This is a genomic window from Hanamia caeni, from assembly GCF_003721595.1.
Lineage (GTDB): Bacteria > Bacteroidota > Bacteroidia > Chitinophagales > Chitinophagaceae > Ginsengibacter > Ginsengibacter caeni.
On record NZ_RJJR01000005.1, the window covers coordinates 1 to 13,149 of the forward strand.

General features: G+C 40.1%; 10 protein-coding genes. 3 read left to right on the top strand and 7 right to left on the bottom strand.

Going from position 1 to position 13,149, the window contains the following annotated elements:
• The 3 genes from EFY79_RS07485 to EFY79_RS07490 all read right to left on the bottom strand — a co-directional run.
• On the bottom strand, positions 1-2,262 hold a 2,262-nt coding region (locus EFY79_RS07485), incomplete at its 3' end, for a beta strand repeat-containing protein (protein WP_199727489.1).
• A gap of 86 nt (positions 2,263-2,348) precedes the next feature.
• A complete protein-coding gene (locus tag EFY79_RS21410) occupies positions 2,349-2,516 on the bottom strand; it encodes a hypothetical protein (protein WP_158605175.1) in 168 nt (55 codons plus the stop codon).
• A 177-nt stretch (positions 2,517-2,693) separates the two neighbouring features.
• On the bottom strand, positions 2,694-4,448 hold the full coding sequence (locus EFY79_RS07490; protein ID WP_123120078.1) for a tetratricopeptide repeat protein: 1,755 nt from the start codon (positions 4,446-4,448) through the stop codon (positions 2,694-2,696).
• A gap of 314 nt (positions 4,449-4,762) precedes the next feature.
• On the opposite strand from EFY79_RS07490, the gene EFY79_RS07495 reads away from it, so the two are divergent.
• Positions 4,763-6,799 (top strand): M13 family metallopeptidase, encoded by a 2,037-nt coding sequence (locus EFY79_RS07495; RefSeq protein ID WP_123120079.1) that lies wholly within the window; start codon positions 4,763-4,765, stop codon positions 6,797-6,799.
• A 98-nt stretch (positions 6,800-6,897) separates the two neighbouring features.
• Here EFY79_RS07495 and gap read toward each other — a convergent pair whose 3' ends face one another.
• The 4 genes from gap to EFY79_RS07515 all read right to left on the bottom strand — a co-directional run bounded on the left by gap (position 6,898) and on the right by EFY79_RS07515 (position 10,434).
• Positions 6,898-7,911 carry a type I glyceraldehyde-3-phosphate dehydrogenase gene (gap, locus tag EFY79_RS07500; protein ID WP_123120080.1) on the bottom strand — a complete coding sequence of 338 codons (1,014 nt, stop codon included), beginning with the start codon at positions 7,909-7,911 and terminating at the stop codon, positions 6,898-6,900.
• A 245-nt stretch (positions 7,912-8,156) separates the two neighbouring features.
• Complete coding sequence (locus tag EFY79_RS07505; protein WP_123120081.1) at positions 8,157-8,813, bottom strand: LysE family translocator; 657 nt, start codon at positions 8,811-8,813, stop codon at positions 8,157-8,159.
• 3 nt (positions 8,814-8,816) lie between these two features.
• A complete protein-coding gene (locus EFY79_RS07510; protein WP_123120082.1) occupies positions 8,817-9,359 on the bottom strand; it encodes a YceI family protein in 543 nt (180 codons plus the stop codon).
• Positions 9,360-9,393: 34 nt separating this feature from the next.
• Complete coding sequence (locus EFY79_RS07515; RefSeq protein ID WP_123120354.1) at positions 9,394-10,434, bottom strand: hypothetical protein; 1,041 nt, start codon at positions 10,432-10,434, stop codon at positions 9,394-9,396.
• A 101-nt stretch (positions 10,435-10,535) separates the two neighbouring features.
• Here EFY79_RS07515 and EFY79_RS07520 point away from each other — a divergent pair, with 101 nt between their 5' ends.
• Together EFY79_RS07520 and EFY79_RS07525 are read left to right on the top strand one after the other, a co-directional pair.
• On the top strand, positions 10,536-11,315 hold the full coding sequence (locus tag EFY79_RS07520; RefSeq protein ID WP_123120083.1) for a (Fe-S)-binding protein: 780 nt from the start codon (positions 10,536-10,538) through the stop codon (positions 11,313-11,315).
• Positions 11,316-11,418: 103 nt separating this feature from the next.
• A complete protein-coding gene (locus tag EFY79_RS07525) occupies positions 11,419-13,134 on the top strand; it encodes a glutamine--tRNA ligase/YqeY domain fusion protein (protein ID WP_123120084.1) in 1,716 nt (571 codons plus the stop codon).
• Positions 13,135-13,149: the final 15 nt, after the last annotated feature.

The following is a 13,149-nucleotide window of genomic DNA, read 5'->3' on the forward strand; positions in this document are numbered from 1 at the left end:
CACGCTATTTCCGAGGCTTTTATCCCAAATTTTAATCCTGAACAGGTCTGTTCCGCCACTTCCGTTAATTTGCCCATCAACAGCAGATACCATAAACCCATAATCACCCGCGCCATTTACAGTTCCTTCACCTCTGTATGTTCCTTTTGCACCTGAGATTACTAAAGAACCTGCATCCAGTTCATTGCTTTTGAAATTGAAATTACCATCCTGGAACTGAAACTCAGTATTTCCATCTACCAGGTTTTTTCCTTTCTGATATTTAGCTACGAAGCCAAAATTTGCCTTGCCACTCAATGAAGGTTGGGCAACCAAAGCGCCTGCAGGTGAGGTAATCCATCCGCCTCCGGTGATAAAGCTGCTGTTAGGGTCGTACACAGGCAAGTAAGCGGCGTCAGAGGTAGCACAACCGGATGCAGCCGTTGCAATCACTTTATATAAATTAACGGTAAGGCCTGAAACCGGGGCAGTGGTTGCGACTCCTGAATTATCGGTATCAGCCGTATAAGTAGTAATCACCCCGGTTCCCGGATCAACATTAAAGTTGACGGTAACTCCGGAAACAGCCGGTGAAATGGTAGCGGATAAAATAGCAGCAGACCCTAATGGAACAGGATTACTGCTTGCAGAGGCATCTATCCCTGAAATAACAATGATAGCCACACTCTGAGTGTTTGCACTTGCACCACCGCTGGTAACCACTGCCCGGTACCAGGTGGTAGCAGTGAGATTGGATGCTGGATAAGTGGCCGCGGTTGCATCTGCAATATTATCAAATGTTAGATTGTCTGTAGATGACTGCCATTGAATCGTTCCGGTATAGCCGCTCAAAGTAAGCGTAGTGCTGTTTGTACCGGAACATACAACCCCTGCACCGCTGATGGTACCTGCAACTGCCAGGGACGCCGCACTTTCATAAGCGCCCAAATCAATTGTTCCGCCCTGTATGCGTGCATGTCCATCTAAATCGGTGGTAATCGCGGATAAGTCAGGAGATTGGCCAGCCTCGTAATATACATTACTGCCTGCGTTAAGGAGTGGGCTGGTTGCTTGTAACCTATAATCTCCACCGGTACTTAACCCAGCAGCGACAGGACTTACAAATTGTGGATTGGTACTGCCATCTATATTACCATTAGTAACATCAGTTGAACCCTGCACCAGGCTGTAGCTAATTATTGATATGGAATTACCATAATAAATTTCATCATTATTGATTCCACTATTATTTCCATAGATAACAGTGTTGCGGATTTGAGAAGATGATTCATAATTATAAATCGCGCCACCGCCATCATTACCCGTATTCTCATTGACAAAAGCAGTATTTCCACTGATGGTTACATTGGTTAATATGGGGGATGAAAAATAATTAACAATTCCGCCACCATTGAGCCCGGCAGTATTCCCGGTGATTCTTACATTGGTTAAAACGGGAGATGCATAATAATTAGTAATTCCGCCGCCCTCACCAGTGCCACCAGCAATATTTCCACTAATAGTTACATTGGTTAAAACAGCGGATGAATATTCATTTGAAATTCCACCACCCTCGGCGTCGGCAGCATTACTATTAATGGTTACATTGGATATAACTGGGGATGAATTATAATTAAGAATACCTCCACCATTGACGTAATATAAATGTTGCGAATTAATGTTCAAATAAAAATATCCATTTGCATTGCCCCCGCTTATCGTAAATCCATTTAATTCTGCAGTACCCACATCTCCTGTACTGATAACAACATGATACGCATTATCACTGTTATCACCAACAGTTCCCATATCACCACTTAATATGGTGTTATTGATTGTCCTTGTAGAATCTCTCTGTGTTAATGCTGTTTCGTTGCCTGCAAAGCCACCGTACATTTTCACATTTGATTTTAATACAAAAGCATTGCACCTGTCATTAGGAGTAATCACAGTAAGGGCATCCGCTCTTCTGTTAGGTAAATAGGTGCCTGCTGCTACCCAAACCTGGTCGCCGGCTACTGATGAATTAATCGTTGCCTGTAAATCGCCTGAAGCATTTGCCCAGCTAGTTCCATCGCCCGTACCATTCACTTTTACATAATGTATGGTTTGTGCATTAGCCGCACCCATTGCTACATACAAAAAACTTACCAGCAGCGCCACTTGCAAGGCACGAAAGCCTTGGCATGATGATGATTTTTGTAATTTAAATATTCCTTTTTCAATTGGCTTATTTCCTTTTCTAAAAAGAAAATAATAATTACCATGTAATAGTGAATTCATGATGTTTATTTTTTTATTGTTATTGTAAATTAATTTCGACTAACTGTTCAGCTTTTCATGCTCCAAAAACTTCCTGACCTTTCAAATTATTTCTGTTGCTCAGTAGAAAAACCAGGTTCTTTTTCTTTCTCTATCATCTTTATCCTGGATTTGAAATACATGAAAACGGCCAATGCCAGCAAAACAAATACAAGGATTATAAGCAGGTACCGGATGACTGATTTATTTTTTTGAGGAAGAATATGCCAGCCCATATCAAATTTTTTATGATGCGAGATTACATGATTACCGGGCCGGATACAAATTTTCGGCGTGACTAAAGTGTTACAGGGGCGTAACAAAAACGTGACAGGTTGAAATTCCTTTTATAAGTGAGTCGGATTCAAAGAAAGAAACTACAAGATGGTAATCAGAAGGGTATTTATATGCGCTTAAATTTTCGCCACCAATTTCTCAATTCTTTCTTCATCTCCTGAATTGAGTTTCTTTTTAAGCCGGCTTCTGATTTGGCGAATGGCCTCAGTGCCTACACCGAGCATGCTTGCCATTTCTTTGTTGGAGAGCTGGAGTTTGATAAGCGCTGCGAACCTTGTTTCTGCAGGAGAAAGCCCGGGCAGCTTTTGTTTTAGCCTATCAAAAAACCCGTCATGCACTTTTTCAAAAAGGAGGGTAAAATTTTTCCAATCCTCATCGGTAAGAAGTACAGACTGTTTCAGGAGCCCTAAGGTATGATTATCTGCTTCTGCCGGGGAGGATAAACCATTCCGTTCATTTTTAGCAAGATTCAATTCAGCATTCACTCTTTCAATTTCCCGTGAAGCCTTTTCAATAAATTCATTTTTTTCCCTGATAGACTGTGTGAATGAATTAAGCTGTTGTGTAGCAGTTTGCAATTCATTTTCAGCCAATTGTTTTTGCGCAATTAGTTGTTGCTGGCGGCTCTTGTTTTTTATCTGGGCCCTGTTGTAAAGCAATAATGAAATAAACATCAGTAAAACGACAAATACAATGATAACATTTCTCAGGAAAATCTGACGTTGCTTTTCAACTGCAAATGATTTTTCTCTTTCCTTCACCAGTTCATTTTGCAAAGCCATTTCAATCTTATATTTTGTATTCAGATCTTTTTGGACAGTAAGCTTTTCATTAAAGATGCTGGCAGAATCGCTATATGCGATATAAAGTGCCGAATCTTTTATTGACCGGTAATAAGCAGCGGCAGCAGTATATGCAGTGAAATAATTTTCATTATCACCAGCCAGGTGAGCCGAATGTAGCGAAATATCAAGATATTTTTTTGCCTCGGCCTGCATGTTCTGTTTCCGGTAAATAGCTGACAAATCAGAGGCAAAGCCAACCGTATTATCATATACATTTCCCCGCATAGTCAGGGCAACACCTTGCAACAAATACCTCGTTGCCTTACTAAAATTATTTTGAAGAAAATAAGTCACACCAATGTTTCCCAAAGCAATGCCTTTCCATGCCACTTCACTTTCCATGAGGTGTGCATTATCAAATACACGCTGAAAATAAATCCGTGCAGAATCATATTGCCCTGTTTTCATGTAACACATACCAATAAGATCGGTATTGTAAACATACACAACTGTTTTTATGGTAAAAGTCTTATCAGTCCTGAGGGCCAGCTTCAGGGTATTCTGGAAATCGTTGTAACGATAATAGGCCTGGGATATAGCATACAGTGTGTATTGTCTTGGAGGAAGTTTTTCTTCGGGTATCTTTTCAAGCAGCATGTAGGCTTCCAGGTAATTTTCAAAAGCCTTTCCCAGGTTGTGCTTCTTTAGCTCATAGTAAAATCCTAAAGCCATGTATTGCATCGCAGCTATTTCCGGCGCATTCATTTCCATTGCCTCTTTAATTATTTTCTCCGCATTCAGTACTGCCGTTTCCAGTTCATATCCGTCATCGGTCTTCACAGAAAGAATGGTACGCTCGAGGTTGAGCCGTGTGTAATCATCTGTGTTTGCAGCCGCCGTGCGGAGTTTGGCTATTTCGTTATAAAATGTTTGTGAATCTACCTTAGCCAACGTAATACACACAGAGTCCAGCAAATGAATTTGTTTAGGGAAAGGAGTCTTGAAGATATACTCATACTGGGCAAGCGCTGACTGACTCAGCCCAAGCAAAACCAGGATGATAAAGAAACTTCTGAGAGGTCTCATCACTTTTCGCAGAGATTTACATTAAAAAAAAGAGGGTAATTTTCCGGTATTATCAAGGATGTATTGGCAAAGCAATCAGGGACGAAGGAAAAACAGTTGTACTACTTTTCAAAGATATGATTTTGAAACGTTCTATCGTAAAATGTTCTCAGTTTCATAATATTTAGATATTAACCAGTACAAGAAGAAGATCTTAAGTCTGGTTTTGTGGCTCACGAAATCAGCCATCAATTCTCTGCAATCAATAAAGCCACTCATAAATATTTTAAATTTATAAACACTCTAGATCCTACTTTTGAAATAAAAAATTTTTCATGCCAAAGTATATACTATTTGCAATTGCCTTAACTATTGCTTGTTGCACAAACAACGCCTATTCTCAAAAAAAATCAAAAGGAGGGGCGATAAGATATATTGATAAGTCCAACATAGATACCAATATAAAACCGGGTGATAATTTTTTCCTGTATGCCAACGGCGGTTGGCTGAAAAATAACCCGGTGCCCGCATCTAAAACCCGGTGGGGGACCTTCGATGTATTGAGGCTCGAAAGCGCAGACCGGCTTAAGAAAATCGCAGAGGAAGCCGCAGCCCACGGAGGCGATTCCGTATCACAACGGGTCGGAGATTTTTATGCAAGCGGAATGGATACCGCTTCTATCAACAAGCTCGACTATTCACCTATTAAACCGGAATTAAAACAATTAAAAAATCTTGGTACAAAAAAAGAAGTTTTGCATCAAATAGCTCTGCTTAGAACCAAAGGATTTGGGAGCCCGCTTTTCCGCTTTTCAGTTACCCAGGACGATAAAAATGTAAACGAGTACATTCCGCAATTTTCACAAGGCGGCACCACATTGCCCGACAGGGATTATTATCTGAATGATGATTTGAGAAGCAAAACAATCCGCCAGGCTTATCTTAGTTACATGACCGACTTGCTTCATATGACCGGCGATCCGCTTCCCCAGGCATCACAAAAAGCATTTGAAATACTGGCGCTCGAAACAGGCTTTGCCAAACTACAAATGAGCCGCGTGGAATTACGCGATCCGGTAAAAACTTATAATAAATTTTCAATATCGGATTTCAGCAAAATGACGCCTGGCTTTGATTGGAAACCCCTGATGAAAACCATGAAAGTAACAGAAGCTGACAGTGTTCTTGTAAATAATCCTTCTTTTTTTAAAGGTGTTGATGCTTTATTTTCAGCGGTTCCTTTGGATACATGGAAAGCCTATCTTGAATGTAAATTAATTGAATCTGCCGTGCCCTACCTGAGCGATGATTTTACAAACAGAGCTTTTGAATTCAATAAAGTAATGACCGGCCAGAAAGAAATTACTCCGCGATGGCAAACCATAAGCGACCTTATGGATCGCTCAATAGGTGAATTAGTGGGGCAACTGTATGTAAAAAAATATTTTACTGAAGCCGCCAAACAAAGGATGCTGGCGCTGGTACAAAATGTACAGGAAACTTTCGCCGATCGCATTACCAGGCTTACATGGATGAGTGATTCCACCAAGCAACAGGCTTTGGATAAATTGCATGCCATCGTTAATAAAATCGGTTTCCCGGATAAATGGGAAACCTACCCGGGCGTAGTAATTAACAGGAACGATTTTTTCGAAAACATTAAAAGCGTACAGGAATTTCAATATAATAAGATGGTTTCACGGATGGGAACGCCTGTGGATAAGAGCAGATGGCTTATGACGCCTCCTACGGTAAATGCCTATTACAATCCACCCAACAATGAGATTGTATTTCCGGCAGGAATTTTACAATTTCCTTTTTTCGACTTTGGCGCTGATGATGCAATTAATTATGGAGGGGCGGCAGCCGTTATTGGCCACGAATTAACGCACGGTTTTGATGACCAGGGCCGTCAATTCGCTGCCAATGGTAACCTGCATAACTGGTGGACAAAAGCTGACGCCGACCGCTTTAACGGCCTTGCCAAAAAAGTGGCTGAAGAATACGACGCCTTCACTATAAATGATTCATTGCACATAAATGGTAAATTAACACTTGGAGAAAATCTTGCAGATCTGGGAGGGTTGAATATCGCTTACGAAGCGTTTAAAAAAACACCCGAAGGAAGAAGTGATAAAAAGATTGATGGATTTACCCCTGATCAAAGATTCTTTTTAAGCTGGGCACAGGTTTGGCGTTCTAACACAGTTCCTGATTATGCGCGCCAGTTGCTACTTACCGATCCGCATTCGCCCGGCGCAGCAAGAACGAACGTTCCTGTTTCAAATATGGATAGCTGGTACAAAGCTTTTGACGTAAAGCCGGGTGATAAAATGTATAAGCCCGAAAGTGAAAGAATCACTATTTGGTAATAGGCAGGTAAGCAGATAATTTGTAACAGACTTCTTTTTACATTAAAAAACCCTCCTTATGCAAAGAGGGCTTTTTGATGTACTGTATATCGAACGAATTATTTTGAAATTAATTTTCCAAAATAATGAACCGTACGAACCAGTTGGGATACATAGCTCATTTCGTTGTCGTACCAGCTTACTGTTTTCACTAACTGGTTGTCACCAACAGTTAAAACTTTTGTTTGTGTGGCGTCGAATAAAGAGCCGAAATGCATTCCGATGATATCAGAACTTACAATGTCATCCTCATTGTAGCCGAAGCTTTCGTTGGAAGCCGCCTTCATAGCTGCGTTTACTTCATCAACAGTTACTTTTTTAGCAAGGATGGTAGTTAATTCAGTAATAGATCCTGTGATAACCGGAACCCGCTGAGCCACGCCATCCAATTTTCCATTCAGTTCAGGCAAAACTAATCCGATTGCTTTTGCAGCTCCTGTGCTGTTTGGAACGATGTTGGCTGCTGCCGCTCTTGCCCTTCTTAAATCTCCTTTAGGATGAGGTGCATCCAAAGTGTTCTGGTCATTGGTGTAGGCATGAATGGTAGTCATGAAGCCTGTCTGTATGCCGAAAGTATCGTTTAAAACCTTTGCCATCGGTGCAAGGCAGTTGGTAGTGCACGATGCGCAGGAAATAATAGTTTCGCTTCCGTCTAATATTTCATGGTTTACATTAAACACTACGGTTTTTACGCCACCTGTTGCCGGAGCTGATACAACCACTTTTTTAGCGCCCGCTGTAATGTGAGCCTGGGCTTTATCTTTATCTGCAAAAAAACCGGTACTTTCTATTACTACATCCACCTGGTGAGTACCCCATGGAATTTGTGCAGGGTCTTTTTGTGCATAAATTTTAATTTCTTCACCGTTAACGATAATTGAATTATCCGTGTGCTTTACTTCCGTATCAAATCTTCCCTGCGCACTGTCATATTTTAATAAATGTGCTAATTGTTTTGGACTTGTCAAATCATTGATGGCTACAACATCTATACCTTCCATATTGTAGATTTGCCTGAAAACAAGGCGCCCTATTCTGCCGAATCCATTAATGGCAACTTTAACTGTGCTCATAATACTTTTTGTTTTTATTTTAAAATTAAGGCTGCAAAATTAAGATTTTATAAAAGAACTTTCTTTATTTTAAAAATCTATGCTTCATGTGGACGTTTCTATGAATTTTTATCAGCACGTAAGGAGCAAGAGCAGGATTTTTAAGAATTTGTACAAATTCTTTATCTAACCGAATAGTAAAGCAACTTTTATTGAAATTTTTTATTTTGCCAGTTGGGTAGTCACCATGAAAAAAGCAAGTTGGATTAAGCGGTTTCCTCTAATTTTTTCAAACCATCTTTATGCAGTAATATTTTTATGAGAAAGATGATGGCTGTGACCGTAAAGATTCCACCAATTATCCAGTTTAATAGATTTTGATTTCCATTGAGCATGGTAACAATCCATTTTCCTCCAAAGATGAAAACGAAATTTCCCAGCAATGTTCCTATGCCGATTCCGACAATATAAAGATTATAGAAAGAATTTTTAGGGGCTAAAATATTTTTTGTAAAAAGAACAGTGCTCCACCCAAACCAAAAAGGAATTTGCACGGGATTAATCGCGCTTAGCATTGCGCCCAGTGCGTAGCGGTTGATATTATTATTCAGCACTACATTTTTAGCGGCGTGCGGTTTCATGGCTGCCGCAAAGCTTCCGATGGCCAGCGCCAGCACAATGGCCACGGTAATCCACTCCATGTATCGAAACAGCTTTTTTTGTTTTCGTACCCAATTAATGCCCACTAACGAAATGCGCACATAAATCATTTCAACAGTCAATGAGCCCAGGGAAAAAAGTATGGCATTGTGTACGCTTTCCTGCACGCTGATTTGCATAGCCGCCACATTCAAAGTTCCCAGGGGAAGAGAGCCTAAAAAGCTCACCATCATTCCCCAAAAGAAAACTTTAATTAATGGCATACGTCAGTTCTTTTTTGCAAAAACAGATAACGTAACCGCGACCTGGTTACCAAGTACAATACTTTGCTCACCAAGCCCAAAATCCATCCTGTTAATTTCGAAACTGCCGGTAAACAGCAATCCGTTTTTTTCTTCTTTCACCTGGAAGGGAAACGAAATGCTTTTTGTAACACCTTTTATGGTAAGGTTCCCGGTAAAATAATAAAACCCCGCAGCGGTTTTGTTGGTTTTTTCAATTTTTGTAGAAACAATCGTAATAAGCGGAAACTTTGCTGCATCAAAATATTCTTCTTCTGCCAGGCTTTTGTCCCTCATGCTGTTATCCGTATCGATGGTGGAAGCCTCCACAGATACATTAAAACTGCAGGCAGCAGGATTATCAGCAGAAAAAGAAATATCGCCTTTTAACCCCGAAAAATCTCCGCCTGTGTTAATTCCAAAATTTTTAATAACAAAATGTACTTTACTTGCGGTATCTACCGGTGTATATTTTTGAGCGTATGTGTTAACTGAAATGCATAATAGAAGCGCTGCAATAAATTTCATAATTTCATCCGGTTTTTAGCAAGGTGTTTCATTTTCAGGAAATTTCCTTGTCTGCTTTATTAATTAATTTATAATATTTTTTAGTTTGACGATGAAAGCTCAGGCCTTTTAGAAAACTCCAATAAGGCACACCGCGTTGATGATTATACCGGCTGATTTCAAAAAGGATTTTCCAATGTTTCAAAATTTCTTTCCAGGCGGCGGTTAATGTGTATCCTGTATCATAAATATGATTGGGTTCTGCGCCACAACCATTATATTCCAGGATGACAAAGTTTTTTCTCTGTTTTAACTCTTCTATTGAATTGCACATGATATCATACCTGCCGTAAAAAAAATCATTAATGCCAAGGCTAATCTCATCTAGTTGTTGCACCAGGTCGTCTGAAATTTCGGCACTCAGGTCAAAAAAATCAGCTCCTCTGTTGTGATTGCCGGCGTGGCTTAATATATAAACTTCATCCTTTGGAACAATTTTGCTGAAGTTGATTTCGTGTTTTTGCTTTAGTTCAGTTAATCGCTTTTTGGTCTTAACATTTTTTAATAATAATTCGCCTAAATTATGCACGCCGTCACCCACCACACGCATCGGCACCTTTTGCAGAAATCCTGTAATGTGGCCTTTTTTTTCAAACGGATAGCGATAATAGAAAAGGCTTATTTCCAAAGGATAGCTGATAAATTCCTGGATAAAATATTCAACCGGAACTTTAGAATGGTATTCTTTTAAATGCGCTTCGCTTTCAATTTTTCTGAACAATATTCCTTGCCCTCCCACCTCCGGCTTCACGATTAAGGGATAAGAAAATCCTTTTTTTTCTATGTCTTGTACTACTTCTGCAAATGAAACCGATGGGCTTATATTAAAAAAACGAGGACATAAATGTGGAGGAAGAAGATCGTGCATTTCTTTTTTAGGCTCACCATCCAGGCCGCCAAAAGTAAGTTTAGGATTGCTTGGAGTAAAAAACCAGACAGAACCGGATCGGATCATATACCATAGCCACACAGGCGCAATCGGAGCGTATAAAATTTTGAAAGGCCACTGTTCCCAGTTTTTTATTTTTTTAAACAATAGTTTTTTTTTAAACAAGCGCAAAAATAAGTTGAAACAGCGCAACCTGTGCGTATTCTATCAAAATTGTTTGTTGTATTTTAGCTCTTAAATCAGGTACCATGCGTATCCCAACAATGGCAGAATTGACAGCAGAGGGCAAGAGCCCGGACATTTTATTTTTTGTGGGCTGTGCAGGAAGTTTTGACCAAAGAGCACAGAAAATCACCAAGGCTTTCGCCACAATTTTGCAGAAAATAGGAGTGAACTTTGCAATTCTTGGAAAAGAAGAAATGTGTAATGGCGACCCTGCGCGCCGTGCGGGAAATGAATTTCTGTTCCAGATGATGGCATACCAGAATATAAGATTGCTGGATGGCTATGGCATAAAAAAGATAGTAACTACGTGCCCTCACTGTTTCAATATTTTAAAAAATGAATACCCGGCTTTGGGCGGTAATTATGAAGTAGTTCATCATACTGTTTTTTTGCAGCAATTAATAGATGAAGGCAAAATCAGGATGAAAGAGTCAGGTGAATTTAAAGGAAAGAAAATTACCTATCATGATAGTTGTTACCTTGGCCGCGCAAATAATATTTACGAGGCGCCACGCAAGGTGCTTGAGGCGTTGGATATTGAATTGACGGAAATGAAAAGATCGCGCAGCAACGGTTTTTGTTGTGGCGCAGGAGGCTCCCAGGTTTTTAAAGAGGAAGAAAAGGGCACACAAAGAGTAAACAATGAAAGAGCGCGCGAAGCCATAGAAACCGGTGCACAGATTATTGCTTCCAATTGCCCTTATTGCATGACGATGCTGACAGATGGTGTAAAATACAATCAAAAAGAAGAAGAAGTTAAAGTGATTGATCTGGCTGAACTAATCGCCGGAAGCATGGAATGAAGTTATGAGTTATGAGTTATGAGTTATGAGTTATAAGTTATGAGTGATGAATTAAATATTTAGGATTGACGATTGGGAAATGATTTATTAAAAGAAAAAAATAATGGCTGATAATAATAATCAATCTTTTGAAGCGAATGATTCACATAGCATTTTGCATAAAGAAAATACAGGAGAGCCACGAAGCCTCAATTTTATTGAAGAGATCGTTGAAAAAGATCTTGCCGAAGGGAAACATAAAACCATATTAACGCGCTTTCCGCCGGAACCCAATGGCTATTTACATATTGGCCACGCCAAAAGTATCTGCCTCAATTTTGGCCTTGCTGAAAAATATAAAGGCAATACCAACCTGCGCTTTGATGACACTAACCCCGTAACAGAAGACGTAGAATACGTTGACAGCATAAAAGAAGATATTCGCTGGCTAGGCTTTACCTGGAGCAATGAATATTATTCCAGCGATTATTTTGACGAGCTGTATCTCTTTGCCACAAAGCTTATCAGAAAAGGGTTGGCGTATGTGGATGATAGTACCTCCGAACAAATAGCTGCCGCAAAGGGAACGCCCACAGAGCCAGGTACAGAAAATGAATTTCGTAACCGAAGCGTGGAAGAGAATCTTCGCCTGTTTGAAGAAATGAAACAGGGCAAATACAAGGATGGTGAAAAAGTATTGCGCGCTAAGATAGATATGCAGCATATAAACATGCTGATGCGCGATCCTATCATGTACCGTATCAAACATGCATCCCATCACCGCACTGGCGATAAATGGTGCATTTATCCCATGTATGATTTTGCGCATGGGCAAAGCGATAGTATAGAACATATTACGCACAGCATTTGTACGCTTGAGTTTGTGCCGCATCGTCCGTTATACGATTGGTTTATCGAAAAACTTGAAATCTTTCCTTCGCGCCAGTATGAATTTGCAAGATTAAACATGACGTTCACGGTGATGAGTAAACGAAGATTGCTGCAACTGGTAAATGAGAGATTTGTTTCGGGTTGGGATGACCCCAGGATGCCAACCATATCTGGATTTCGGAGAAAAGGGTACACGCCATCAAGCATCAGAACCTTTTGCGAAAGGATTGGCGTTGCCAAAAGGGATAACCTGATTGATATAAGCCTTTTGGAATTTTGCATCCGCGAAGAATTAAATCAATCTGCGCCGCGCATAATGGCTGTGCTGAACCCCGTAAAGCTGATCATCGATAATTACGACGACAACAAAACTGAAGAACTGACTACCGAAAATCTTCCGAACGATCCCAACAATGTGAGGACTATCACTTTTTCAAAAGAATTGTGGATTGAAAAAGATGATTTTATGGAAGTGCCTGTAAAAAAGTGGTTCAGGCTCGCTCCAGGGCAAATGGTTCGTTTAAAAAGCGCTTATATCATCCGCTGCGAAAGTTTTAAAAAAGATGATGAAGGAAATATTATTGAAATTCATTGTGCCTATATTCCGGAAAGTCGCAGCCATAATGATACCAGCAATATTAAAGTAAAAGGAACTATTCACTGGCTTAATGCCCGCGACGCCGCCTCTGCTGAAGTACGACTATACCAGCGGTTATTTACGGTTGAAAATCCGGCTGCAGAAGAAGGAGATTTTAAAGCGTATATAAATCCTGATTCTTTACAAGTAATTCCGAATGCTTTTATAGAGCCGAATCTTCAGCATGACAATACAGGAAGCCATTTTCAATTTGTAAGAAACGGTTATTTCTGCATCGACAAAGATTCCCGGCCAGGGAAGCTTGTTTTCAATCGTACGGTCACATTAAAGGAAGGATTTAAACCTAAGTAACTATTGGTTCGTTTA

Bases quoted from the DNA above. Each gene is read 5' to 3' on its own strand.
- EFY79_RS07505 (WP_123120081.1), bottom strand. From the start codon at position 8,813: ATGCCATTAATTAAAGTTTTCTTTTGGGGAATGATGGTGAGCTTTTTA.
- EFY79_RS07490 (WP_123120078.1), bottom strand. From the start codon at position 4,448: ATGAGACCTCTCAGAAGTTTCTTTATCATCCTGGTTTTGCTTGGGCTG.
- EFY79_RS07520 (WP_123120083.1), top strand. From the start codon at position 10,536: ATGCGTATCCCAACAATGGCAGAATTGACAGCAGAGGGCAAGAGCCCG.
- EFY79_RS07525 (WP_123120084.1), top strand. From the start codon at position 11,419: ATGGCTGATAATAATAATCAATCTTTTGAAGCGAATGATTCACATAGC.
- EFY79_RS07495 (WP_123120079.1), top strand. From the start codon at position 4,763: ATGCCAAAGTATATACTATTTGCAATTGCCTTAACTATTGCTTGTTGC.
- EFY79_RS07510 (WP_123120082.1), bottom strand. From the start codon at position 9,359: ATGAAATTTATTGCAGCGCTTCTATTATGCATTTCAGTTAACACATAC.
- EFY79_RS21410 (WP_158605175.1), bottom strand. From the start codon at position 2,516: ATGGGCTGGCATATTCTTCCTCAAAAAAATAAATCAGTCATCCGGTAC.
- gap (WP_123120080.1), bottom strand. From the start codon at position 7,911: ATGAGCACAGTTAAAGTTGCCATTAATGGATTCGGCAGAATAGGGCGC.